22 protein-coding genes and 1 other RNA gene are annotated in these 22,626 nt (G+C 66.6%); 18 read left to right on the forward strand and 5 right to left on the reverse strand.

Annotated features, from left to right (window positions below):
- Positions 1-50: 50 nt before the first annotated feature.
- Positions 51-908 carry a MurR/RpiR family transcriptional regulator gene (locus Bsp3421_RS32810; RefSeq protein ID WP_274001143.1) on the reverse strand — a complete coding sequence of 286 codons (858 nt, stop codon included), beginning with the start codon at positions 906-908 and terminating at the stop codon, positions 51-53.
- A gap of 294 nt (positions 909-1,202) precedes the next feature.
- Here Bsp3421_RS32810 and edd point away from each other — a divergent pair, with 294 nt between their 5' ends.
- The 6 genes from edd to Bsp3421_RS32840 all read left to right on the forward strand — a co-directional run bounded on the left by edd (position 1,203) and on the right by Bsp3421_RS32840 (position 7,184).
- The gene (gene edd / locus Bsp3421_RS32815) at positions 1,203-3,056 is read left to right on the forward strand and encodes a phosphogluconate dehydratase (RefSeq protein WP_274001144.1); all 1,854 of its coding nucleotides are present in this window, start codon (positions 1,203-1,205) and stop codon (positions 3,054-3,056) included.
- Between the two features lie 17 nt (positions 3,057-3,073).
- Complete coding sequence (eda, locus tag Bsp3421_RS32820; protein WP_274001145.1) at positions 3,074-3,700, forward strand: bifunctional 4-hydroxy-2-oxoglutarate aldolase/2-dehydro-3-deoxy-phosphogluconate aldolase; 627 nt, start codon at positions 3,074-3,076, stop codon at positions 3,698-3,700.
- A 561-nt stretch (positions 3,701-4,261) separates the two neighbouring features.
- Positions 4,262-4,594 (forward strand): type II toxin-antitoxin system RelE/ParE family toxin, encoded by a 333-nt coding sequence (locus Bsp3421_RS32825; protein WP_274001146.1) that lies wholly within the window; start codon positions 4,262-4,264, stop codon positions 4,592-4,594.
- Entirely contained in the window at positions 4,587-4,922 is a 336-nt protein-coding gene (locus tag Bsp3421_RS32830) for a helix-turn-helix domain-containing protein (protein WP_274001148.1), read from the forward strand. The genes Bsp3421_RS32825 and Bsp3421_RS32830 overlap by 8 nt, the downstream gene beginning before the upstream one ends.
- Before the next feature lie 377 nt (positions 4,923-5,299).
- The gene (locus Bsp3421_RS32835) at positions 5,300-6,664 is read left to right on the forward strand and encodes a GntT/GntP/DsdX family permease (RefSeq protein WP_274001150.1); all 1,365 of its coding nucleotides are present in this window, start codon (positions 5,300-5,302) and stop codon (positions 6,662-6,664) included.
- Positions 6,665-6,677: 13 nt separating this feature from the next.
- Positions 6,678-7,184, forward strand: coding sequence for a gluconokinase (locus Bsp3421_RS32840; RefSeq protein ID WP_274001152.1), 507 nt, complete (start codon positions 6,678-6,680; stop codon positions 7,182-7,184).
- Positions 7,185-7,242: 58 nt separating this feature from the next.
- On the opposite strand, the gene Bsp3421_RS32845 is transcribed toward Bsp3421_RS32840, so the two are convergent.
- The gene (locus Bsp3421_RS32845; protein WP_274001154.1) at positions 7,243-7,908 is read right to left on the reverse strand and encodes a TetR/AcrR family transcriptional regulator; all 666 of its coding nucleotides are present in this window, start codon (positions 7,906-7,908) and stop codon (positions 7,243-7,245) included.
- A 276-nt stretch (positions 7,909-8,184) separates the two neighbouring features.
- Here Bsp3421_RS32845 and Bsp3421_RS32850 point away from each other — a divergent pair, with 276 nt between their 5' ends.
- A complete protein-coding gene (locus Bsp3421_RS32850; protein ID WP_274001156.1) occupies positions 8,185-9,648 on the forward strand; it encodes an NAD(P)/FAD-dependent oxidoreductase in 1,464 nt (487 codons plus the stop codon).
- A gap of 86 nt (positions 9,649-9,734) precedes the next feature.
- Here the strand turns inward: Bsp3421_RS32850 and purB are convergent, their stop codons facing one another.
- Entirely contained in the window at positions 9,735-11,123 is a 1,389-nt protein-coding gene (purB, locus tag Bsp3421_RS32855; protein ID WP_274001158.1) for an adenylosuccinate lyase, read from the reverse strand.
- A gap of 151 nt (positions 11,124-11,274) precedes the next feature.
- Here purB and Bsp3421_RS32860 point away from each other — a divergent pair, with 151 nt between their 5' ends.
- The 6 genes from Bsp3421_RS32860 (at position 11,275) to Bsp3421_RS32885 (ending at position 17,011) form a co-directional block, all read left to right on the forward strand.
- Positions 11,275-12,228 (forward strand): LysR substrate-binding domain-containing protein, encoded by a 954-nt coding sequence (locus Bsp3421_RS32860; RefSeq protein ID WP_274001160.1) that lies wholly within the window; start codon positions 11,275-11,277, stop codon positions 12,226-12,228.
- A gap of 175 nt (positions 12,229-12,403) precedes the next feature.
- A complete protein-coding gene (locus Bsp3421_RS32865; RefSeq protein ID WP_274001161.1) occupies positions 12,404-13,690 on the forward strand; it encodes a Glu/Leu/Phe/Val family dehydrogenase in 1,287 nt (428 codons plus the stop codon).
- A gap of 204 nt (positions 13,691-13,894) precedes the next feature.
- Entirely contained in the window at positions 13,895-14,788 is an 894-nt protein-coding gene (locus Bsp3421_RS32870; RefSeq protein ID WP_274001162.1) for a glutamate/aspartate ABC transporter substrate-binding protein, read from the forward strand.
- Between the two features lie 83 nt (positions 14,789-14,871).
- Complete coding sequence (locus tag Bsp3421_RS32875; protein WP_274001163.1) at positions 14,872-15,612, forward strand: amino acid ABC transporter permease; 741 nt, start codon at positions 14,872-14,874, stop codon at positions 15,610-15,612.
- Positions 15,612-16,289, forward strand: coding sequence for a glutamate/aspartate ABC transporter permease GltK (gltK, locus tag Bsp3421_RS32880; RefSeq protein WP_274001165.1), 678 nt, complete (start codon positions 15,612-15,614; stop codon positions 16,287-16,289). Before Bsp3421_RS32875 ends, gltK begins: the two co-directional genes overlap by 1 nt.
- Positions 16,286-17,011, forward strand: a complete 726-nt coding sequence (locus Bsp3421_RS32885) for an amino acid ABC transporter ATP-binding protein (RefSeq protein WP_252982107.1) — start codon at positions 16,286-16,288, stop codon at positions 17,009-17,011. The genes gltK and Bsp3421_RS32885 overlap by 4 nt, the downstream gene beginning before the upstream one ends.
- 100 nt (positions 17,012-17,111) lie before the next feature.
- Here the strand turns inward: Bsp3421_RS32885 and Bsp3421_RS32890 are convergent, their stop codons facing one another.
- Positions 17,112-18,014 carry a class II glutamine amidotransferase gene (locus Bsp3421_RS32890; protein WP_274001166.1) on the reverse strand — a complete coding sequence of 301 codons (903 nt, stop codon included), beginning with the start codon at positions 18,012-18,014 and terminating at the stop codon, positions 17,112-17,114.
- Positions 18,015-18,207: 193 nt separating this feature from the next.
- Between Bsp3421_RS32890 and pyrC the strand changes: the two genes are divergently transcribed.
- The 3 genes from pyrC to rnpB all read left to right on the forward strand — a co-directional run bounded on the left by pyrC (position 18,208) and on the right by rnpB (position 20,603).
- Positions 18,208-19,275 carry a dihydroorotase gene (gene pyrC / locus Bsp3421_RS32895; protein ID WP_274001167.1) on the forward strand — a complete coding sequence of 356 codons (1,068 nt, stop codon included), beginning with the start codon at positions 18,208-18,210 and terminating at the stop codon, positions 19,273-19,275.
- Positions 19,272-20,153, forward strand: coding sequence for a DUF3025 domain-containing protein (locus Bsp3421_RS32900; protein WP_274001168.1), 882 nt, complete (start codon positions 19,272-19,274; stop codon positions 20,151-20,153). The genes pyrC and Bsp3421_RS32900 overlap by 4 nt, the downstream gene beginning before the upstream one ends.
- Positions 20,154-20,189: 36 nt before the next feature.
- An RNA gene (gene rnpB, locus Bsp3421_RS32905) (RNase P RNA component class A) lies at positions 20,190-20,603 on the forward strand.
- 68 nt (positions 20,604-20,671) lie between these two features.
- Here rnpB and Bsp3421_RS32910 read toward each other — a convergent pair.
- Entirely contained in the window at positions 20,672-21,094 is a 423-nt protein-coding gene (locus tag Bsp3421_RS32910; RefSeq protein WP_252982103.1) for an OsmC family protein, read from the reverse strand.
- A gap of 620 nt (positions 21,095-21,714) precedes the next feature.
- Here Bsp3421_RS32910 and rplM point away from each other — a divergent pair.
- Positions 21,715-22,143 (forward strand): 50S ribosomal protein L13, encoded by a 429-nt coding sequence (rplM, locus tag Bsp3421_RS32915; RefSeq protein ID WP_004522094.1) that lies wholly within the window; start codon positions 21,715-21,717, stop codon positions 22,141-22,143.
- Between the two features lie 11 nt (positions 22,144-22,154).
- Positions 22,155-22,547, forward strand: a complete 393-nt coding sequence (gene rpsI, locus Bsp3421_RS32920) for a 30S ribosomal protein S9 (RefSeq protein ID WP_274001170.1) — start codon at positions 22,155-22,157, stop codon at positions 22,545-22,547.
- Positions 22,548-22,626: the final 79 nt, after the last annotated feature.

Here is a 22,626-nt window from a genome sequence, read left to right on the forward strand (position 1 = left end):
TCTTGCGTTTACGTCGGCGATATCAAGCCGACGGCGCGGGAGCGCGGGCCTCAGCCTTTCGTGTCCTTCGCGTCGGGGTCGATGCGGCGCCGCGTGATCGCCTCCTTCGCGCGGCCGAGCCGGTCGACCAGCTCGGGGCCGCGCTGCAGCGCGACGCCCACCGCGAGGATGTCGCCGATCGCGAGGTGCGACACGCGCGAGGTCATCGGCGAGAACACGTCGGTCTCCTCGGCGATGTTGGCTGCGAGGCTCACGGTCGCGAGCTTCGCGAGCGGCGAATTGCTGTGGGTGATCGACACCACCTGCGCGCCGCACGCGCGCGCGGAGCGCGCGGCGTCGACGATGTCGCGGGTGCGGCCCGTGTTCGAGATCGCGACCACCACGTCGCGCGGGCCGAGCAGCGCGGCCGACATCGAGAAGGTGTGCGGATCCGAGTAGGCGACGCTCGGCACGCCGAGCCGGAAGAACTTGTGCTGGATGTCCTGCGCGGCGATCCCCGAGCCGCCCGCGCCGTAGAACTCGATGCGCGCCGCGTTCGCGAGCAGCGCGATCGCCTCGGCGACGCTGCTCGCCGACAAGCTGTTGCGCACCTCGATCAGCGCGCCGATGGTGCGGTCGAACACCTTGCCGATGATGCCGGGCGCGGGCTCGTCGGGCTCGACGTCGCGATACACCGAGGGCACGCCGGGCGCGATGCTCTGCGCGAGCCGGATCTTGAATTCGCGAAAGCCGCTGCAGCCGAGCGCATGGCAGAAGCGCGCGATGGTCGGCTGGCTCACGCCCGCGCGCGCCGCGAGATCGGTCATCGACAGGTCGAGCACTTCGCGCGGCGCGGCCAGCACGTAGTCGGCCAGCTTGCGCTCGGACGGACGCAGTTGCGCGCGTAGCGCTTCGATTCGAGGGAGCATGAGGCGACGGAGAAAAAAGGGTTCGGGTGGGCGCTAGTATCGCAGGTTGTATTGTAGAAAATCTACAAGCCCGGATCGTGATTTGTTCGGCGCGCTCATTGTCGTAACCTAGGGTTTTTACTTAGTAATTGGCCGTATTTATTGGGCTGTTGGCTGATTCATCCCAATCCGCGCTGCACTGCTAGATTGCGATTCTGTAGTTTTTCTACTAGACTCGACGCGTTCGATCGCCGATGGCGACGTCCCCACGATTCCAGCCTGCCGGCCACGGCCGGACCTAGAGGAGCGCTCAGCATGGCCTCGCTGCACCCCACCCTCGCGACAGTGACCGAGCGCGTGATCGCGCGCAGCCAGCCGACCCGGTCGGCCTACCTCCGGCGCATCGACGATGCGCAGGGGCGCTTTCCGGCCCGCGGCGCGCTGTCCTGCGCGAACCTCGCGCACGGTTTCGCCGGCCTCGAGGGCAACGACAAGTTTGCGATCAAGGCGATCCGCGAGCCGAACATCGGCATCGTGTCCGCCTACAACGAGATGCTGAGCGCGCATGCGCCGTACAAGAGCTATCCCGATCTCATCAAGGCCGCCGCGCGCGAGGCGGGCGGCGTCGCGCAGTTCGCGGGCGGCGTGCCGGCGATGTGCGACGGCGTGACCCAGGGCAACCCGGGCATGGAACTGTCGTTGTTCTCGCGCGAGGTGATCGCGATGAGCACCGCGGTCGCGCTGACCCACAACATGTTCGACGCGGCGCTGTGCCTCGGTATTTGCGACAAGATCGTGCCAGGCCTGCTGATCGGCGCGCTGCAGTTCGGCCACCTGCCGACCATCTTCGTGCCGGCCGGTCCGATGACGAGCGGCCTGTCGAACGACGACAAGGCGAAGATCCGCCAGCAGTTCGCGACCGGGCAAGTGGGCCGCGACGCGCTGCTGGAGGCCGAATCGGCGGCATACCACGGGCATGGCACCTGCACCTTCTACGGCACCGCGAACAGCAACCAGATGCTGATGGAGGTGATGGGGCTGCATCTGCCGGGCTCGGCCTTCGTGCATCCGCACACGCCGCTGCGCGACGCGCTGACGGCGCAGGCCGCGCGGCGCGTGCTGGAACTGACCGTCGAGCGCGGCCACTACACGCCGATCGGTCACGTGGTCGACGAGAAGGCGGTCGTCAACGGGATCGTTGCGCTGCTCGCGACGGGCGGCTCGACCAATCACACGATGCACCTCGTCGCGATTGCGCGCGCGGCCGGCATCCTGATCGACTGGGACGATTTCGACGCGCTGTCGGCCGCGGTGCCGCTCCTCGCGAAGATCTACCCGAACGGCAAGGCCGACGTGAATCACTTCCACGCGGCGGGCGGCATCGCGTTCCTGGTGCGCAACCTGCTCGAAGGCGGGCTGCTGCACGGCGACGTGACGACCGTCGCGGGCAAGGGGCTCGCGCACTACACGCACGAGCCGAAGCTGCTCGACGGCGCGCTGCAGTGGGTGCCGGGCGTGGCCGAGAGCCAGGATCCGAAGGTGCTGCGGCCGATCGGCGAGCCGTTCCAGGCGGACGGCGGGCTGCGTCTGATGCAGGGCAAGCTCGGGCGCGGCGTGATCAAGATTTCGGCGGTCGCGCCCGAGCACCGCACGGTGCGGGCGCCTGCGATCGTGTTCGATTCCCAGGAGGCGGTGCAGGCCGCGTTCGATCGCGGCGAGCTGCAGCGCGATTTCGTCGCGGTGGTGCGCTTCCAGGGCGCGCGTGCGAACGGCATGCCCGAACTGCACCGTTTGACGCCGCTGCTCGGGGTGCTGCAGGATCAGGGCTTCCACGTCGCGCTGGTGACGGACGGCCGGATGTCGGGTGCATCGGGCAAGGTGCCTGCGGTGATCCACGTGTCGCCGGAAGCCTTGCTCGACGGTCCGCTCGGCAAGCTGCAGACGGGCGATCCGCTCGTGATCGACGCCGGGGCGGGCGTGCTCGACGTCGAGCTCGACGCGGCCGAGTGGGCGGCGCGCCCGCTCGCACGACCGGCGCACCAGGCGGACAACGAGGTCGGCTTCGGCCGTGAACTGTTCGGCGTGTTCCGCGCGGCGGCTGCGCCCGCCGAGCAGGGCGCGTCGGTTTTCGGGGCGCTGGTCGGCGAAGCCGCCGGCGTTCGCGCATGAACCAAGGAGTCGCATAGATGAAGACGATAGGCGAGATCGTGAAACTGGGCCCGGTGATTCCGGTGCTCGCATTCGAATCGGTGGAGCAGGGCGAACAGGTGTCGCGCGCGCTGCACGCGGGCGGCGTCAAGGTGCTCGAGATTACGCTGCGCACCGCGGCGGGGATTGCCTCGATCGAGCGCGCAAGCCAGCTCGCGGACGACATCGTCGTCGGCGTCGGCACGATCACGAAGCCCGAGCAGTGCGCGCAGGCGAAGCGCGCGGGCGCGCAGTTCGGCGTGTCGCCGGGGCTCACGCGGGAGATTCACGAGGCCGCGCGTGATGCGGGTCTGCCCTTGCTGCCGGGCGTGATGACGCCGACCGACATCATCGCGGCGCTCGAACTCGGCTACGAGATCGTCAAGTTCTTCCCGGCTCAGCAGGCGGGCGGCGTGCCGATGCTGCAGGCGTTCCACGGGCCGTTCCCGGAGCTGAGGTTTTGCCCGACGGGCGGCATCAGCGCGGCCTCCGCGCCGGACTTCCTGACGCTGCCGAATGTCGTGTGCGTGGGCGGTTCGTGGCTCACGCCGAAGGCCGCGCTCGTTGCGCAGGACTGGGCCGAGGTCACGCGCCTCGCGCAGGCGGCGAGCCAGCTCGCGCGCTGAGCGCGCGCGTCGCACCGGCAACGCAGATGCGCCGTCGCGTGGCCGATCGGCCCGACGACGCGCGTTTTGACCCTGCGTTGCGTTTTACCGCCGCGCTGGCTCGATGGGCATGGCGCGGCGGAATCCCTGCGCGCAGGGCGGCTGATTCGAGCCTGGCCGAGCGCGCCAAGTTTTTACATTCTTCAGCTTTCTCGGTCGCATCCGCCGATTTCGAGACCAGGCTCATCACCGCGCCAGGGCGGCGCACCGCCGCCGCGGCACCCGCCACGCGCGGATTTCCCCGGATGCCTTGCCAGACCGACGCATGTCCGGCGTCGAGTTCCATTTCGCCCGCTGTCGACCGCCAATGCCCCTATGCGGCGGCATGCGCCATCCGGCCGACTGGTTGCGGGTGGTGCTTGCCTGTACGTTGAGACGGACCTGCCCGGGCGCTTCGACCTCTGTGGCAGGCGTGCTTGCACCTGTCTTCGGATCTGGCGCGCGCGGCCGTACGGGGGCTCCTGTCATGCAGGAATGCAGGAGCGATAGGTCGAATTGCGAAAAGATAGCAAATTTGCTAATATGGCATTCGATTGGACGATCGTTTACTACAACGAACGCGTGAAGCGCGATGTGCTTGCGTTCCCGGTCGGGATTCTGGCGGACTACCTCAGGCTGTTGGACCTGATGCAGGAGTTCGGCGCAGATCTGCGCATGCCGTACTCCCGCGCCATGGGTAACGGGTTGTTTGAACTGCGTCCAAAGGGTAGGGAAGGCATCGGGCGAGTGTTCTATTGCACGCATGTGGGGCGGCAAGTCGTCGTGCTGCACGCCTTCGTCAAGAAGACTCAGGAAACGCCGCCGCATGAGTTGCGGATAGCGCAAATACGTTTGAGAGAGGTTCGTCATGGCTGAGGAAAAAGCAGGAAAGCGTGTCCGCGCGGCGGGATTCAATCCGGTTCCGCATACGGCGGACGATACGGCACGTCTGCTTGCCGCCGGCGGGGTCAAGGAGGCGTACGACGCGCTGGAGGATGAATACACCGCGTTGCGCGCCATCCTGTCCGCGCGCCGGGATGCCGGGCTGACCCAGGCCCAGATCGCGGAGCGGATGGGAACGACGGCGTCGGCGGTGTCGCGCCTCGAGGCGTCTCTCGCCAGCGAAAAACATTCGCCGTCGTTCGCGACGCTCAGAAAATACGCCGCGGCTTGCGGCAAGCGTCTGGTGATTTCATTTGCTTGAAGGCGCGTCCCGGTGTCGCCGAGCGCGCGGCGTCGCGCCATTCCGCTGCGCTGAAAAGTCTGATCAATCGCAAGCCCCGCGCGATTCCGCGCCAGGATGCCGCGCCCGGGTTCTCGTCCGGTCCGTCCATCCTTCCTTCACCCCCTGGAAACCGGCTCCCCGTCCGGCTCCATGGCCCCGCCCCAATCCGCTAATGCTTGTTTCATAAGGGTTTTTGCCTATGGAACCGGTTCTATCATTGACGGCTAAACGAAAGTAGAATTCAGCGTCCTTACAGACGGGGTACGCTCGGCCTGTTTCGGAGACCTGCATAGATAGCCGGACACCACGCGCACGACGCGCGTCCGGTACAAACCATTCGCAAGGAGGAGTGCCTCATGGGGGCTGTCCAAGGCAGCATGCTGCTGATCTATACCGTGATCGCGATCGCGGCGCTGATCCTGATGATCGCGCGCTACAAGATCTATCCATTCCTGGTCCTCATCATTGTTTCGCTCGGTCTCGGTCTCGTCGTCGGCATGCCGATGGACAAGATCGTGAAGTCGTTCGAGACCGGCAACGGCAACACGCTCGGCCATATCGCGATCGTCGTCGGCCTCGGCACGATGCTCGGCAAGATGATGGCCGAATCGGGCGGCGCCGAACGCATCGCGACCACGCTCATCAGTTGGTTCGGCGAGAAGAACATCCACTGGGCGATGATGTTCGTCGCGATCATCGTCGGCCTGCCGGTGTTCTTCGAGGTCGGTTTCGTGCTGCTGATCCCGATCGCGTTCAACGTCGCGAAGCGCACCGGCAAGTCGCTGCTGCTCGTCGGCCTGCCGATGGTCGCCGGCCTGTCGGTCGTGCACGGCCTGATCCCGCCGCACCCGGCCGCGCTGCTCGCGGTCCAGCAGTACGGCGCCGATATCGGCAAGACGATCGCCTACGGCCTGATCGTCGGCGTGCCGACCGCGATCATCGCGGGCCCGCTGTTCGCGCTCCTGATCAACAAGTACGTGAAGTTGCCGGAGAACAATCCGCTCGCCGCGCAGTTCGTCGAGTCGCAGGCCACGGCCAACCGCACGCGCGAGTTGCCGAGTTTCGGCATCACGCTGTTCACGATCCTGTTGCCGGTCGGCCTGATGCTGATCGGCAGCTGGGCCGACCTGGTGTTCGAGCCGAAGAGCCTGCCGAACAACCTGCTGCGTTTCGTGGGCACGTCCGACGTCGCGCTGCTGATCGCGGTGCTCGTCAGCTTCTGGACCTTCGGCGCGAAGCAGGGCTTCAACCGCGACCAGATCCAGAAGTTCTGCAGCGAGTGTCTCGCGCCGATCGCCGGCATCACGCTGATCGTCGGCGCGGGCGGCGGGTTTGGCGGTATCCTGCGTGACAGCGGCATTTCGCAGCAGATCGTCGCGACCGCGTCGCAGGCCCATCTGTCGCCGCTCCTGCTCGGCTGGTTCGTCGCCGCGCTGATCCGTCTCGCGACGGGTTCCGCGACGGTTGCGATGACCACCGCCTGCGGCATCGTTGCTCCGATCGCGGCCGCCTCGGGCGCGGCGGTGAAGCCGGAACTGCTGGTGCTCGCGACGGGCTCGGGCTCGCTGATCTTCTCGCACGTGAACGACGGTGGCTTCTGGCTGATCAAGGAATATTTCGGGATGACGGTCGGCCAGACGTTCAAGACCTGGACGCTCTGCGAAACCATCATCTCGGTCGTCGGGCTGGCATTGACGATGCTGCTCGCGGCCGTTCTGTAAGAAGGGGTAGGGAATGATTCTGATCGCAATGGGCGTCTCGGGCGCGGGCAAGACGCGCATCGGCGAATTGCTGGCCGAGCGCCTCGGGTGCAGCTTCACCGACGGCGATACGCTGCACAGCGCCGCCAACAAGGAGAAGATGCACGACGGCATCCCGCTGACCGACGACGATCGCTGGCCGTGGCTGCGCGCGATCCGCGCGGTCATCGAGGAAAAGCGGCGGGCGGGCGAGACGGCCGTGTTCACGTGCTCGTCGCTCAAGCGCTCGTACCGCGACGTGCTGCGCGGCGGCGATCGCGACGTGCGTTTCGTCTACCTGCGCGGCACCTTCGAGGTGCTGCGCGAGCGGCTCGACGCGCGCACCGACCACTTCTTCAACCCGTCGCTGCTGCAAAGCCAGCTCGACGCGCTGGAAGTGCCGGGGTCCGACGAAGCGATCGAGGTCAGTATCGAGCTGACGCCCGAGCAGATCGTCGGCGAGGTCATGCGGCAGGTCGCCGAGTCGCAGCAGCGCGACTGACGTTTCGCAAGCGTCGCGCGACGCATCGATTGGAAGGCGCCCCTCGGGGCGCCTATTTTTATTCCGGGAACGCAGTGGCGCCGCTCGCGCCCTGGCGGGCGATGCCGTCGAGCAGCACCTCCAGCATCGTGTCGTGGACGTGCGTCGGATCGAGGTGCGCGTACAGCGGTGCGGCCTCGCGCACGAGCGGATGGCCGGCGGCGGGCAGCGCCGCGATTTCCGCGAGTTCGACGTCGTTGGCGGGCCGGGTCAGCCCACCCGTCTCGGCCGCCGCGAGCCCGATGACGCTCGCGTACCAGCCGACGCACACGCACGGCCGCGCCGCAGGCGCGATGCCGGCGTCGGCCAGCGCGCGGTGCACGGTCTCGATGTGGGCGAGATCGGCGGGGCCGGTGCTGACGTGGCGCAGCAGCAAGCCGAACGCAGCCGGATGCGCGAGCGCGAGCGCGCGGTACTGGCGTGCGAGATCGAGCAGGCGCGCGCGCCACGGCAGCGCGGGGTCGGCCGGCACGAGCGAGCGCGACAGCGCATTCGCGATCGCGCGGCTCAGGCCTTCCTTCGACTTGAAGTGATAGAGCACGCTCATCGGATCGCAGCCGATCGTCTGCGCGAGCTTGCGCACGCTGAACGCGGCTTCGCCGACCTCATCGAGCAGTTGCAGCGCGGCCGCGACGATCGCGTCCTTGTCGAGGCCGCGCGGGCCCTGGGCGGGTTTGTCCTTCATGGCGTGAAACGGCGGCGCGGCAGCGCACCCGGTCTGTAATCTTGACGAAAGCTATTCTACAACGTAGAATTATTTCTGCGGTGTAGAAATTGGGTGTCCCGGCCGCCTTCAAACGTGCTCGCGCACATGTCCGGGAATCATGCGGCTCCTTGCGGAGCTGCCGTCAACATGGCCTTCGCGCCGTCTCTTTCGTTGACACCCAAGTGGAACCGGCTGCCCCACCCGCGATGCCAGGATGGCAAATCGATGGCGGCCCAAGACCATGCAAGTGCGAACATGACTTCGAATGCTCCTTTGATCCTCGACGACGCGCGTTTCGGCGCGACGCGTCTGAATCTCGAATCCAGCAACTGGAACTGGTGCGATCCCGCGCGCTACGACGGCGTGCATCCGGCCAACTACTACGAGGCGTCGCTGTCGCGTTGGGATAACGCCGCGCCGCTCGCGTGCGACGTGTGTTGCGACGTGCTCGTGATCGGCGCGGGCCTGCTCGGCGCCTCGGCGGCGCTGCATCTCGCCGAAGCCGGTGTCGAGACGATCCTGGTCGACAAGCATCAGACCGGCTCGGCGGCGTCGGGCCGCAACGGCGGCCAGCTGACGCCGGGGCTTGCGCGCTGGGAAGCCGCGGACATGATCGAGCAGCTGTCGCACGACGACGCGAAGCGTCTGTGGCGCTTCGCGTCGTCGGAGTCGATGGAACTGATCGACGCGCTCGGCGCGCGCTACGCGCTGGACCTCGACCGCCAGCGCGGCCATGTCACGGCCGCGGTGCACCCGGGCCACATGAGCGCGCTGCTCGACGGCGCGGACGCGCGCCGCAGCCTCGGCGATGCGGGCGTCACGCTGGCCGGCAGGCACCAGCTGCGCGCCGAGTACGTGCGTTCGGCGCTGTACCACGGCGCGGCGATCGACGCGCTCGGCGGCCAGCTTCACCCGCTCGCGCTGGCGCGCGGCCTGGTCCACGGTTTCCGGCTGAACGGCGGCGCGCTGTACGAGGGCACCGAGGTGCTCAGTCTCGACGAGACGCCGCAAGGCGTGGTCGCGACGACGCCGGGCGGCACGATCACTGCGCGCAGGGGCGTGGTGCTCGCGCTGCACAACACGACGTTCCGGCTGCTCGACGACGGGGCCGCGACGACCGTGCCGTTCTTTACCTACGTGAGCGTGACGAAGCCGCTCGACGTCGACCTGGCGGAACTGATGCCGGCGGGCATGCCGGTGTACGACACGCAGTTCCAGATCGACTACTACCGGCCGGTGCGCGGCAACCGCCTGCTGTTCGGCGGCCAGGGTACCGGCAGCTGTTGGGCGCAGCCGGAGGTGATCGCATATCTGCTCGAGCGTCTGCGCACGGTATTCCCGCAGGCCGCCGAGGGTTTCGCGCTCGACTCCTGCTGGAGCGGCGTCAGCGATTTCACGTTGAACGGCGCGACCGACAGCCGCAAGACCGACAGCCGCAAGACCGACAGCCGCAAGACCGACAGCCGCAAGACCGACAGCCGCGTGCCGATGTACATGGTGCAGGGCTGGAGCGGTCATGGCGTCGCGCAGACGGTGCGGATCGGCAAGGCGATCAGCGACGACTTCGTCGGCCGCAACGACGACTTCTCGATGCTGACCGCGATCGACCATCGCGCGATTCCGCTGGGCCGTCAGCTGTCGCCGGTGGCGATCCCGGCCGCGAAGGCGGCGATGAGCGTGATGAGCGCGCTCAATCCGGGCAAGATGATTTCGTTCTGATCGCGGGCGGCCCGTCGTCACGCACCAATGAAAACGCCCGGCGCGCAAAGCGCCGGGCGTTTCGTCATGCGGGGAAACGTCGCGTGTCAGGCGATCCGCTTCGCCAGCTCGACGGCCTTGCCGATGTAGGAGCCCGGCGTCATCGCGAGCAGGTGGTCCTTTGCGTCCTGCGGGATCGCGAGGCCGTTGATGAAGACCTGCAGCGCGTCGCGCGTGATGCCCTTGCCGCGCGTCAGCTCCTTCAACTGCTCGTACGGATTCTCGATGCCGTAGCGGCGCATCACCGTCTGCACCGGCTCGGCCAGCACTTCCCAGCAGTTGTCGAGGTCGTCGTTCAGGCGCTGCGGATTCACTTCGAGCTTGTCGAGGCCGCGGATCAGCGAGTCGTAGGCGAGCAGCGAGTAGCCGAGCGCGACGCCGATGTTGCGCAGCACGGTCGAGTCGGTCAGGTCGCGCTGCCAGCGCGACACGGGCAGCTTGTCGGCGAGGTGGCGCAGCGTCGCGTTCGCGAGGCCGAGGTTGCCTTCCGAGTTCTCGAAGTCGATCGGATTGACCTTGTGCGGCATCGTCGACGAGCCGATCTCGCCCGCCTTGGTCTTCTGCTTGAAATAGCCGAGCGCGATATAGCCCCACACGTCGCGGTCGAGATCGAGCAGGATCGTGTTCGCGCGCGCGACGGCGTCGAACAGTTCGGCCATGTAGTCGTGCGGCTCGATCTGGATCGTGTACGGGTTGAACGCGAGCTTCAGGCGCTGTTCGATCACGTCGCGCGCGAAGCGCTCCCAGTCGAATTCCGGATAGGCGGACAGGTGCGCGTTGAAGTTGCCGACCGCGCCGTTCATCTTGCCGAGGATCTCGACCTTCTCGATGCGCTCGATCGCGCGCGCGAGGCGCGCCGCGACGTTGGCGATTTCCTTGCCGAGCGTGGTCGGGCTCGCGGGCTGGCCGTGCGTGCGCGACAGCATCGGCTGCTCGGCCTGCGCGTGGGCGAGCGCGACGAGGCGCTGGTGGACGGTGCGCAGCGCGGGCAGGATCACGTGCGTGCGCGCGCCGGCCAGCATCATGCCGTGCGAGGTGTTGTTGATGTCCTCGGAGGTGCACGCGAAATGGATGAATTCGCTGGCCTTCTCCAGTTCGGCCTGGCCCTTGACCGATTCCTTGAGCCAGTACTCGACGGCCTTCACGTCGTGGTTCGTGACGCGCTCGATGTCCTTGATGCGTGCGGCGTCGTGCGCGGTGAAGCGCTCGACGAGCTGCAGCAGGAACTGCTCGGCCGCCTCGGAGAAGCGCGGTACTTCGGCGAAGCCGGCGCGCGACAGCGCGATCAACCAGTGCACCTCGACGGTGACGCGGTGGCGCATGAACGCGGCTTCGGACAGCCACTCGCGCAGCGCGTCGGTCTTGCTGGCGTAGCGGCCGTCGAGCGGCGACAGCGCGGTGAGGGCGAAAAGGGTATCGGGACGGGTGTCGGACATGATCGGGCGGGGCGCGTGGCCGGTTCGAGCGTGAAGGGGAGAACCGCCAATTTTACCATCGGCGCGCGCCGGCCCCGCGATCGCGCGGCTTGGCGCGCCGCGCCGTAAAATGCGGGCTTCCCACTTGTCCGCACGCGCAGCAAAGGCCCGCATGGAACTGAAATGGCTCGAAGACTTCGTCTCGCTCGCGGAAACCCGCAGCTTCAGCCGCTCGGCCGAGCTGCGGCACGTGTCGCAGCCGGCGTTCTCGCGCCGCATCCAGGCGCTCGAGGCCTGGCTCGGCACCGAACTGATCGATCGTTCGGTCTATCCGACCCGCGTCACCCAGGCCGGGCAGGTGTTCTACGAGCAGGCGCTCGCGATGCTGTCCCAGGCGCACGAGGCGCGCACGCTGCTGCGCGGCCATGTGGTGGCGCCGGTGCCGACCATCGAGTTCGCGGTGCCGCACACGCTCGCGCTCACTTATTTCCCGCGCTGGCTGCAGCGGATCGAGGCGAAGATGGGCCAGGTGCATACGCGGCTGCGCGCGCTCAATGTGCACGACGCGGTGCTGTCGCTGGTCGAGGGCGGCTGCGACCTGGTGATGGCCTATCACCATCCGAGCCACCCGGTCGCGCTCGATCCGGCGCGCTACGACATGCTGACGATCGGGATCGAGCCGATCAGCCCGTTCTCCGCGCCGGCGCGCGCGGGCCGCGCCCGCTACGCGCTGCCGGGCGAGGCGGACGCGCCGGTGCCGTACCTGTCGTATACGCCGAACGCCTACCTGGGCCGGATGACCGAGGTGATCATCGCCAATGCGCGGATGCCGCTGTTCCTCGACAAGGTCTATGAAACCGACATGGCGGAGGGCCTGAAGGCGATGGCGCTCGCGGGCCACGGCATCGCCTTCCTGCCGCACAGCGCCGTGGAGGACGCGGTCGCGGGCGGCCGGCTGATCCGGCTCGACCGGCCGGCCAAGGGCGGCGCGGAGCCGTTCACGCTGACCATGGAGATCCGCTTGTATCACGACAAGGTGGCCGCGCAGGGCGACGAGCCGCGCCAGCGGCTGGTGCGCGCGCTGTGGGACGTGGTGCGCGACGAACTGGAGCGCGGCGCGCGCTGAGCGGTCCGGGCCCGCGCAATCGCGGGTCGATTGCCGCCGTTCGCGCGGCATGCACGGGGTTTTTCACGCAAAAGCCCGATCATGCAAGAAACGCATAATCGAATAAGCAAACGGCATTGGATTTCGCCAGGCGCTTTTTCGACAATGTGCGCACTCGTTGACCGTTGGAGAATCCATGTCTTCGCAATTGCAGTCCATCCCGTCCTACCTGCACGCCGACGATCTCGGCCCGTGGGGCAACTATCTGCAGCAAGTCGATCGCGTCGCGCCGTACCTCGGCTCGCTGTCGCGCTGGCTGGAAACGCTGAAGCGCCCGAAGCGCATCCTGATCGTCGACGTGCCGATCGAGCTCGACAACGGCACGGTCGCGCACTTCGAGGGCTACCGCGTGCAGCACAACGTGTCGCGCGGCCCGGGCAAGGGCGGCGTGCGCTACCACCAGGACGTGACGCTGTCGGAAGTGATGGCGCTGTCCGCGTGGATGTCGGTGAAGAACGCGGCGGTCAACGTGCCGTACGGCGGCGCGAAGGGCGGCATCCGCGTCGACCCGCGCAAGCTGTCGCGCGGTGAGCTGGAGCGCGTCACGCGCCGCTACACGAGCGAAATCGGCATCATCATCGGCCCGAACACCGATATTCCGGCGCCGGACGTCAACACCAACGAACAGGTGATGGCGTGGATGATGGACACCTACTCGATGAACCAGGGCCAGACCGCAACCGGCGTCGTGACCGGCAAGCCGATCGCGCTCGGCGGTTCGCTGGGCCGTAAGGAAGCGACGGGCCGCGGCGTGTTCGTGGTCGGTTGCGAAGCGGCGCAGAAGAAGGGCGTCGAGATCAACGGCGCGCGCATCGCGGTGCAGGGCTTCGGCAACGTCGGCGGGATCGCCGCACGGCTGTTCCAGGAAGCGGGCGCGAAGATCGTGGCCGTGCAGGACCACACCGGGACGATCCACCAGCCGGCCGGCCTGGATTCGGTCAAGCTGCTCGATCACGTGGCCCGCACGGGCGGCGTCGCGGGCTTCGAGGGCGCCGAGCCGATGCCGAACGACGAGTTCTGGACGGTCGAGACCGAGATCCTGATCCCGGCCGCGCTCGAGAACCAGATCACCGAGAAGAACGCGGCGAAGATCCGCACCAAGATCGTCGTCGAGGGCGCGAACGGCCCGACCACGACGGCCGCGGACGACATCCTGACCGCCAACGGCGTGCTGGTGATCCCCGACGTGATCGCCAACGCGGGCGGCGTGACCGTGTCGTACTTCGAATGGGTGCAGGATTTCTCGAGCTTCTTCTGGACCGAGGACGAGATCAACCATCGCCTGGAGCGCGTGATGCGCGAAGCCTTCACGGGCGTGTGGGCGGTGGCCGAGGAGCACAAGGTGTCGGTGCGCACGGCGGCGTTCATCGTCGCGTGCAAGCGGATCCTGATGGCGCGCGAGCTGCGCGGTCTGTACCCCTGATCAATCGACGACGATCACTTGATGCTGCGGCCGGAAGGCTGCATCATGTCCCTTTCGCGGGCGGCGCCGGTTCCGGCGCCGCCCGTTTGCGCATGCGGGCCCCGGGTCCGCCGCGCACCCGCACCGAAGTATGGTTAAAAGCATTACTTTCAGAAAAATTACTTTGATAAACTGGCGCGGGTTTTCGCCAAGGAGATGACCACAATGAAGTTCCAGAAAGCAATTCTGATGGCCGCCGCGCTCAGCGCCTTTGCTGGCGGCGCCATCGCGCAGGAGACCGGCACGCTCAAGAAGATCAAGGATACAGGCGTGATTGCACTGGGTCACCGCGAATCTTCGATTCCGTTCTCGTATTACGATGAAAAGCAGCAGGTGGTCGGCTACTCGCGCGACTTCCAGATGAAGGTCGTCGATGCGGTCAAGAAGAAGCTGAGCCTGCCCAACCTGCAGGTCCGCAACATTCCGGTGACGTCGCAGAACCGCATCCCGCTCGTGCAGAACGGCACGGTCGACATCGAGTGCGGCTCGACGACGAACAACCTCGATCGCCAGAAGCAGGCCGCGTTCTCCGACACGATCTTCGTGATCGGCACGCGCCTGATGACGTCGAAGGATTCGGGCATCAAGGACTTCCCGGACCTGAAGGGCAAGACCGTCGTGACGACGGCGGGCACCACCTCGGAACGCCTGCTGCGCGCGATGAACAACGAAAAGCAGATGGGCATGAACATCATCAGCGCGAAGGATCACGGCGAATCGTTCCAGACGCTGGAAACGGGCCGCGCCGCCGCGTTCATGATGGATGACGCGCTGCTCGCGGGCGAGCGTGCGAAGGCGAAGCAGCCGGGCAACTGGGTGATCGTCGGCACCGCGCAGTCGCAGGAAGCGTATGGTTGCATGATGCGCAAGGACGATCCGGCGTTCAAGAAGCTGGTCGACGACGCGATTTCGGACGTCGAGAAGTCGGGCGAGGCGGTGAAGATCTACTCGAAGTGGTTCGAGAACCCGATCCCGCCGAAGGGCCTGAATCTGAACTTCCCGCTGTCCGATGCGATGAAGAAGCTGTACGCGAACCCGAACGACAAGGCGCTCGACTGATTCCGCGTCCATCCATGCACTGAAAGCGCTGACGAAACGGAAGAGGCACGGCTTCTTCCGTTTCTTTTTGTTGGAGTCTTGCTATGTCTTACCACTGGAACTGGGGCATCTTTCTGAGTCCCGTTTCGACGGGCGAGCCGGCCACCTACCTCGGCTGGCTGATGTCGGGGTTCTGGGTGACGATCAAGGTATCGCTCGTCGCGTGGGTGATCGCGCTGATCGTCGGCTCGCTGTTCGGCGTGCTGCGCACCGTCCCGAACAAATGGCTGTCCGCGCTCGGCACGCTGTACGTGTCGATCTTCCGGAACATCCCGCTGATCGTGCAGTTCTTCATCTGGTACTTCGTGATCCCGGAGCTGCTGCCGAAGGCGATCGGCGACTGGATCAAGCAGCTGCCGCCCGGCACGCAGTTCTTCACCGCCTCGATCGTCTGCCTGGGCCTGTTCACCGGCGCGCGCGTCTGCGAGCAGGTGCGCTCGGGCATCAATGCGCTGCCCAAGGGCCAGCGCGCGGCCGGTCTCGCGATGGGCTTCACGCAATGGCAGACCTACCGGTACGTGCTGTTGCCGGTGGCCTACCGGATCATCGTGCCGCCGCTGACGTCGGAATTCCTGAATATCTTCAAGAATTCGGCGGTCGCGTCGACGATCGGCCTGCTCGACCTGTCCGCGCAGGCCCGGCAGCTCGTCGACTACACCGCGCAGACCTATGAGTCGTTCATCGCGGTGACGCTCGCGTACGTGGTCATCAACCTGGTCGTCATGACGCTGATGCGCTGGATCGAAAGCCGCTCGCGTCTGCCCGGCTACATCGGAGGCAAATGATGCATCAGTTCGACTGGAGTAGTATCCCCGGCGCGCTGCCTACCCTGTGGACGGGCGCCGTGGTGACCTTCAAGATCACGGTGCTCGCGATCGTGATCGGGATTCTGTGGGGCACGCTGCTCGCGCTGATGCGGCTGTCGGGCGTCAAGCCGCTGCAGTGGTTCGCGCAGGGCTACGTCACGGTGTTCCGCTCGATCCCGCTCGTGATGGTGCTGCTGTGGTTCTTCCTGATCGTGCCGCAGGTGCTGCAGGGCGTGCTCGGTCTCGCGCCGACCGCCGACATCCGGCTCGTGTCCGCGATGGTCGCGTTCTCGCTGTTCGAGGCCGCGTACTATTCGGAAATCATCCGCGCCGGGATCCAGGCGGTGCCGCGCGGCCAGGTGAACGCGTCGTTCGCGCTCGGCATGAACTACGCGCAGGCGATGCGCCTCGTGATCCTGCCGCAGGCGTTTCGCGCGATGGTGCCGCTCCTGCTCACGCAGGCGATCGTGCTGTTCCAGGACACCTCGCTCGTGTACGTGATCAGTCTCGCGGACTTCTTCCGCACGGCCGCCAACATCGGCGACCGCGACGGCACCAACATCGAGATGATCCTGTTCGCCGGCGCCTGCTATTTCGTGGTGTGCGTGATGGCTTCCGCATTGGTCAAAGGTCTCCAGAAAAAGGTCACAAGATGATTTCCATTAAGAACGTGTCGAAGTGGTACGGCCAGTTTCAGGTGCTGACCGATTGCACGACGGAAGTGAAGAAGGGCGAGGTGGTCGTGGTGTGCGGTCCGTCGGGGTCCGGCAAGTCGACGCTGATCAAGACGGTCAACGGTCTCGAACCGTTCCAGCAGGGCGAGATCCTGGTCGACGGCCAGTCGGTCGGCGATCGCAAGACCAACCTGTCGAAGCTGCGCTCGAAGGTCGGCATGGTGTTCCAGCATTTCGAGCTGTTCCCGCACCTGTCGATCACCGAGAACCTCACGCTCGCGCAGATCAAGGTGCTCGGCCGCAGCAAGGACGAGGCGAACGACAAGGGCCTCAAGCTGCTCGACCGCGTCGGCCTGAAGGCGCACGCGCACAAGTATCCGGGGCAGCTGTCGGGCGGCCAGCAGCAGCGTGTCGCGATCGCGCGCGCGCTGTCGATGGACCCGATCGCGATGCTGTTCGACGAGCCGACCTCGGCGCTCGATCCCGAGATGATCAACGAGGTGCTCGACGTGATGGTCGAGCTGGCGCAGGAAGGCATGACGATGATGTGCGTGACCCACGAGATGGGCTTCGCGCGCAAGGTCGCCCATCGCGTGATCTTCATGGACAAGGGCGCGATCGTCGAGGACGACCGCAAGGAAGACTTCTTCGCGAATCCGAAATCGGACCGCGCGAAGGACTTCCTCGCGAAGATCCTGCACTGAACATCGGGTGCGCCGCCGCTTCGCGCGGCTGCCCAAGCGCCTGAAGCCTGAATGAAAAACGCCCGGCTTGCCGGGCGTTTGGCGTTGGAGCGGGGCGCGCTCAGTCGCCGAGCGTGTCGTCGGCCAGCTCGATCACGGGCAGCGGCGCCGCGCGGCACGGCGCCGACGCGGAAGGATCGAGCGTGGGATTGCGCAGCTTTTCCAGCACGATCTCGGGCACCGGGAGACGCGTCTTCGCGGCGACCTCGCCGCACTGGAACATCAGCAGCTCGCCGGGCTCGAACGCGGTCCAGACCTCGTCGTCGGTGAGCGGCTGCGTGGCGATCACGGCGACCCGGTCTTCCGGCGTGGTGTACTTCGCGAAGTCGATCGACAGGTCTTCGTCGATCAGGTGCGCGGTCGAGAACGGCCAGCGCCGCACGAGATAGTGCAGGCGCGTCGAGCAGTGCGCGAACAGCGCCTGGCCGTTCGACATCAGGAAATTGAACACGCCGTGCGCGGTGATGTCCGCCGCCAGCTCGCCGACCCGCTCGAACAGCTCGGGCAGCGGCGGCTGCGCACCGGGGAAGGTGCTGCGCAGCCCGTGCATGAGCGCGCAGAACGCGGCTTCGCTGTCGGTGTTGCCGACCGGCTGGTAGACGCTGCCCGAGAGGTCGGGCGCGTAGTGCGGCAGGTCGCCGTTGTGCGCGAAGATCCAGTGCCGCCCCCACAGCTCGCGCAGGAACGGGTGGCTGTTCTCGAGCAGGATGCGCCCTTGAGTCGCCTTGCGGATGTGCGCGATGGTGTTCTTCGACTTGATCGGATAGCGCTTCACCATCTCGGCGATCGGCGAGGTGGCGGACGCCTGGTGATCGATGAACAGCCGGCAGGCCTTGTCCTCGAAGAACGCGATCCCCCAGCCGTCGGCGTGGTGGTCGGTGAGCCCGCCGCGGGCCGCGAAGCCGGTGAACGAGAACGTGACGTCCGTCGGCTCGGCGCAGTTCATTCCGAAGAGTTGGCACATGTTGCTGGAGCAGCGGAGCTGGCAAGGGAACAGACCGGGCGGACCCGGTACAATGACGGCTTCAAGCATATCACCTAGCCCTGAGCGGCAAAAAGCGGAATCCGCGCGTACGCGGCCCCGTGTTGCGGTTTGCCGTCACCGGGCGCCGCGCCGGCGTTCCGCCGCAGCCGCCGCCATCCTCACGATGCCCGCCATGACCGCTTCGAACGCCTCTTCCCCCGCTTCGCTCACGCTCGCCCGCCCCGACGACTGGCACCTGCACGTCCGCGACGGCGACATGCTGGGCGCGGTGCTGCCGCATACGGCCCGCCAGTTCGGCCGCGCGATCATCATGCCGAACCTGAAGCCGCCCGTGACGACCACCGAGCAGGCGCGCGCGTACCGTGGGCGGATTCTCGCCGCGCTGCCGGCGGGCATGACGTTCGAGCCGCTGATGACGCTCTACCTGACCGACAACACGCCGCCCGACGAGATCCGCCGCGCGCGCGAGAGCGGTTTCGTGCATGGCGTGAAGCTGTATCCGGCGGGGGCGACGACCAACTCCGACGCGGGCGTCACCGACCTGCTCGGGCGCTGCGCGAAGACGCTCGAGACGATGCAGGAAGTCGGCATGCCGCTCCTCGTGCACGGCGAGGTCACCGACGCGGCGATCGACCTGTTCGACCGCGAGAAGGTGTTCATCGACCAGGTGATGACGCCGCTGCGCCGCGCGTTCCCGGCGCTGAAGGTGGTGTTCGAGCACATCACGACGAAGGACGCGGCCGACTACGTGCGCGACGCCGACGCGGCGCCGGGCCTGCTGGGCGCGACGATCACCGCGCATCACCTGCTGTACAACCGCAACGCGCTCTTCGTCGGCGGGATCCGGCCGCATTACTACTGCCTGCCGGTGCTCAAGCGCGAGACCCACCGCGTCGCGCTGGTCGAGGCGGCGACCTCGGGCAATCCGCGCTTTTTCCTCGGCACCGACAGCGCGCCGCACGCGAAGGACGCGAAGGAGACCGCATGCGGCTGCGCGGGCTGCTACACGGCGCTGCACGCGCTCGAACTGTACGCGGAAGCGTTCGATCAGGCGGGCGCGCTCGGCCGGCTGGAGGGTTTCGCGAGCTTCTTCGGCGCCGATTTCTACGGCCTGCCGCGCAGCGCCGAGACCGTCACGCTCCAGCGCGAGACCTGGGAGCTGCCGCGCGAGATCTACGCGGGCGACACGCCCGTGGTGCCGCTGCGCGGCGGCGAGCCGATCGGCTGGCGACTCGCGTGAGCGGGCCCGGGCCGGCGCGCGGCGCGTCAGCCGGCCGGGCCGGCGAGGCGTCGGACGGCGGCGCGGCATTTGCGCGGATCGACTGGTCCGCGCGCTGGCTGGCGAGCTTGGCCGAACCCGGGCGGCGCTGGCAGGCGGCCGCGGAGCAGGGTGACGCCGCGTTTGTCGCGGCGCTCGATGCGCACGCCTCTGCCGCGCCCGTGCCGACCGGCCGGGGCCGGCCGCTGCGCTTCGTCGCACAGGCGGCGCTGCCCGCGGGCGTCGCCTACGAAACCCACATCGCCGCGACAGGCGAGGTACCGACCCGGCACAACCTGCACGATTTCTTCAATGCGCTGGTCTGGTGCGCGTATCCGCGCATCAAGGCCGCGCTCAACGCGCGCCAGGCCGCGGCGATCGATGCGCTGGGGGTGGGCGCGGTGCGCGGCGGCGTGCGTGACGCCCTGACCCTGCTCGACGAGAGCGGGGCAGTGTTCGCCACCGCCGATCCGGCGCTCGCCGCCGCGCTGCGCGGTTTCGACTGGCCCGCGCTGATGCTGGCCGGGCGCGCCGCGTGGGGGCGCCGCTGCGAAGCGCGGCTCGTCGGGCATGCGCTGTTCGAGAAACTGGTCGACCCTTACAAGGCTTGCACCGCGCACGCGTGGATCGTCGAGGTGCCCGCCGTCTATTTTGATTGGCCGGACGACGCGCGCCGGGTCTGGCTCGACGCGACGCTGGCGGAGCGCCTCGCGGCGCGGCTGGCCGACGCCGCGTCGGCCAGCCGCGGCTTCTCGCCGTTGCCGGTGCTGGGCGTGCCGGGCTGGTGGCCGGAGAACGAGGATCCGGCGTTTTACGCGGATCCGCGCGTGTTTCGCGCGGGCCGCCGACGAGCGGACTGACGGCGGCGCGCGCGGCGGTGCTAGAATGACGGCCGCAAAGCGGGCCAGGCAGTCGCGGCTTCGCCGGTTCGCGCCGGCGGGGGCGAGGAAAGTCCGGACTCCACCAGGGCAGGGTGATGGCTAACGGCCATCCGTGGCGACACGCGGAACAGGGCAACAGAAAGCAAACCGCCGATGGCCCGGCGCAAGCCGGGATCAGGTAAGGGTGAAACGGTGCGGTAAGAGCGCACCGCGGCTGCGGCGACGCAGACCGGCACGGTAACCTCCACCCGGAGCAATTCCAAGTAGGCAGGCGCGCATCCTCGGATGCAGGACGGTGCCCCCGTCTCGTCTGCGGGTAGGAAGCTTGAGCGCGTCAGCAATGGCGCGCCTAGAGGAATGGCTGCCACGCGCCGCGCGTCTTCGGATGCGCGGCGCGCACAGAATCCGGCTTATCGGCCCGCTTTGCCGCTCCGATCAAGAACAAAGGCCCGCGCCGAACCGGCGCGGGCCTTTTTCGTTCCGGCCGTGCGTGGGCGTCAGACCGCGACGATCTCGAACGAGTGGGTGAGTTCGGCCGTCTTCGCCAGCATGATCGACGCCGAGCAGTACTTGTCGTGCGACAGGTTGATCGCACGCTCGACGGTCGCGGGGTTCAGGTTGCGGCCCGTCACCGTGAAGTGGAAATGGACCTGCGTGAAGACCTTCGGATCTTCGCTCGCGCGCTCGGCCTTGAGCGCGACCGTGCAGCCGACCACTTCCTGACGGCTTTTCTTGAGGATCAGCACGACGTCGTACGCGGTGCAGCCGCCCGTGCCGAGCAGCACCATTTCCATCGGGCGCGGTGCGAGGTTGTGGCCGCCGCCTTCGGGCGCGCCGTCCATCGTGACGAGGTGGCCGCTGCCGGTCTCGGCGGCGAACGCCATGCCGTCCTGCCCCATCCAGCTGACTTTGCATTCCATGCTTGTGCTCCAGCGTTGCCTGATTCAATAGCGAACCGGCATTGTAGCCCGCCGCGCCGGACCCGGCTGATGCGGCGCATGATGCCGCGCGGCGGATACGGGGCGCGCGACGATTCGACCCGCAAATCCGCATCGGCTTTAGGGGTTTCCCTCTAGTCAAGCAAGCGAATTGATTCGGTCGATGATGCTATGCAATTGATTCGTAAAGAAAAATCTCATTTCGAGACATATGTCTCGAAATTTCATATGGTGGTGTGATGTTTCGTAATGCAGTTTTTCTTGTGTGGGCGAGGGCGGGTTCGTATAATCAGCTTCATTGGTTGTCGCGGTGCGGCAACCTCCGCATGTCTCCTCCACCCTCCTCCTTTGGTGGATTAAGCCCGAACAAATGGTTCGGGCTTTTTTTCGTCCCATGCAAGCCCGGACATGCCCGCGCGGCGGCCCCCGCCGCGTTCCAAGCGAAAATTTTGACCGGGTACCCCGAATTCCTTTATAATTCAGGGTTTTCCGCATTCATGCCCGCGGGAAGAAACCAGGGAGAGCCTGCACCGCGCCTTGAAGCGCACATAGCCAAGCAGGAAAAAATACAGGGCACTGAGCATTTCATTTTTGGATCGATCATGAAGACGTTTTCCGCAAAAGCCCATGAGGTGACGCGTGAATGGTACGTGATTGACGCGACGGATAAGGTTCTCGGACGTGTCGCCAGCGAAGTGGCACGCCGTCTGCGCGGCAAGCACAAGCCCGAGTTCACCCCGCACGTCGACACCGGTGATTTCATCATCGTTATCAACGCGAGCAAGCTGAAGGTCACGGGCAACAAGACGCTGGACAAGAAGTACTACCGTCACTCGGGCTACCCGGGCGGTATCTATGAAACGACGTTCGGCAAGATGCAAGAACGCTTCCCGGGCCGCGCGCTCGAGAAGGCGGTCAAGGGCATGCTGCCGAAGGGCCCGCTCGGCTACGCAATGATCAAGAAGCTGAAGGTCTACGCTGAAGCCACGCATCCGCATTCGGCCCAACAGCCGAAGGCGCTCGAGATCTAAGGGGAGCCCACATGATCGGTAACTGGAACTACGGTACGGGCCGCCGCAAGAGCGCAGTCGCTCGTGTCTTCATCAAGGCAGGCAAGGGCGATATCATCGTCAACGGCAAGCCCATCGCTGACTACTTCTCGCGCGAAACGTCGCTGATGATCGTGCGTCAACCGCTGGAACTCACGAACCACGGCCAGACGTTCGACATCAAGGTGAACGTGACGGGCGGCGGCGAAACGGGTCAGGCAGGCGCAGTGCGCCACGGCATCACCCGTGCGCTGATCGACTACGACGCGACCCTGAAGCCGACCCTGTCGAGCGCAGGCTTCGTCACGCGCGATGCGCGTGAAGTCGAGCGTAAGAAGGTTGGTCTGCGCAAGGCACGCCGCGCGAAGCAGTTCTCGAAGCGTTAAGCATTACCGGCCGCTCCGCCTGGCGGAGCCCGGCCGCGAAAAACCGCCAGTGTCCGCACTGGCGGTTTTTTTATGGGCG

This window comes from Burkholderia sp. FERM BP-3421 (genome assembly GCF_028657905.1).
Taxonomy (GTDB): domain Bacteria; phylum Pseudomonadota; class Gammaproteobacteria; order Burkholderiales; family Burkholderiaceae; genus Burkholderia.

Bases quoted from the DNA above. Each gene is read 5' to 3' on its own strand.
- Bsp3421_RS32810 (WP_274001143.1), bottom strand. From the start codon at position 908: ATGCTCCCTCGAATCGAAGCGCTACGCGCGCAACTGCGTCCGTCCGAG.
- edd (WP_274001144.1), top strand. From the start codon at position 1,203: ATGGCCTCGCTGCACCCCACCCTCGCGACAGTGACCGAGCGCGTGATC.
- eda (WP_274001145.1), top strand. From the start codon at position 3,074: ATGAAGACGATAGGCGAGATCGTGAAACTGGGCCCGGTGATTCCGGTG.
- Bsp3421_RS32825 (WP_274001146.1), top strand. From the start codon at position 4,262: ATGGCATTCGATTGGACGATCGTTTACTACAACGAACGCGTGAAGCGC.
- Bsp3421_RS32830 (WP_274001148.1), top strand. From the start codon at position 4,587: ATGGCTGAGGAAAAAGCAGGAAAGCGTGTCCGCGCGGCGGGATTCAAT.
- Bsp3421_RS32835 (WP_274001150.1), top strand. From the start codon at position 5,300: ATGGGGGCTGTCCAAGGCAGCATGCTGCTGATCTATACCGTGATCGCG.
- Bsp3421_RS32840 (WP_274001152.1), top strand. From the start codon at position 6,678: ATGATTCTGATCGCAATGGGCGTCTCGGGCGCGGGCAAGACGCGCATC.
- Bsp3421_RS32845 (WP_274001154.1), bottom strand. From the start codon at position 7,908: ATGAAGGACAAACCCGCCCAGGGCCCGCGCGGCCTCGACAAGGACGCG.
- Bsp3421_RS32850 (WP_274001156.1), top strand. From the start codon at position 8,185: ATGACTTCGAATGCTCCTTTGATCCTCGACGACGCGCGTTTCGGCGCG.
- purB (WP_274001158.1), bottom strand. From the start codon at position 11,123: ATGTCCGACACCCGTCCCGATACCCTTTTCGCCCTCACCGCGCTGTCG.
- Bsp3421_RS32860 (WP_274001160.1), top strand. From the start codon at position 11,275: ATGGAACTGAAATGGCTCGAAGACTTCGTCTCGCTCGCGGAAACCCGC.
- Bsp3421_RS32865 (WP_274001161.1), top strand. From the start codon at position 12,404: ATGTCTTCGCAATTGCAGTCCATCCCGTCCTACCTGCACGCCGACGAT.
- Bsp3421_RS32870 (WP_274001162.1), top strand. From the start codon at position 13,895: ATGAAGTTCCAGAAAGCAATTCTGATGGCCGCCGCGCTCAGCGCCTTT.
- Bsp3421_RS32875 (WP_274001163.1), top strand. From the start codon at position 14,872: ATGTCTTACCACTGGAACTGGGGCATCTTTCTGAGTCCCGTTTCGACG.
- gltK (WP_274001165.1), top strand. From the start codon at position 15,612: ATGCATCAGTTCGACTGGAGTAGTATCCCCGGCGCGCTGCCTACCCTG.
- Bsp3421_RS32885 (WP_252982107.1), top strand. From the start codon at position 16,286: ATGATTTCCATTAAGAACGTGTCGAAGTGGTACGGCCAGTTTCAGGTG.
- Bsp3421_RS32890 (WP_274001166.1), bottom strand. From the start codon at position 18,014: ATGTGCCAACTCTTCGGAATGAACTGCGCCGAGCCGACGGACGTCACG.
- pyrC (WP_274001167.1), top strand. From the start codon at position 18,208: ATGACCGCTTCGAACGCCTCTTCCCCCGCTTCGCTCACGCTCGCCCGC.
- Bsp3421_RS32910 (WP_252982103.1), bottom strand. From the start codon at position 21,094: ATGGAATGCAAAGTCAGCTGGATGGGGCAGGACGGCATGGCGTTCGCC.
- rplM (WP_004522094.1), top strand. From the start codon at position 21,715: ATGAAGACGTTTTCCGCAAAAGCCCATGAGGTGACGCGTGAATGGTAC.
- rpsI (WP_274001170.1), top strand. From the start codon at position 22,155: ATGATCGGTAACTGGAACTACGGTACGGGCCGCCGCAAGAGCGCAGTC.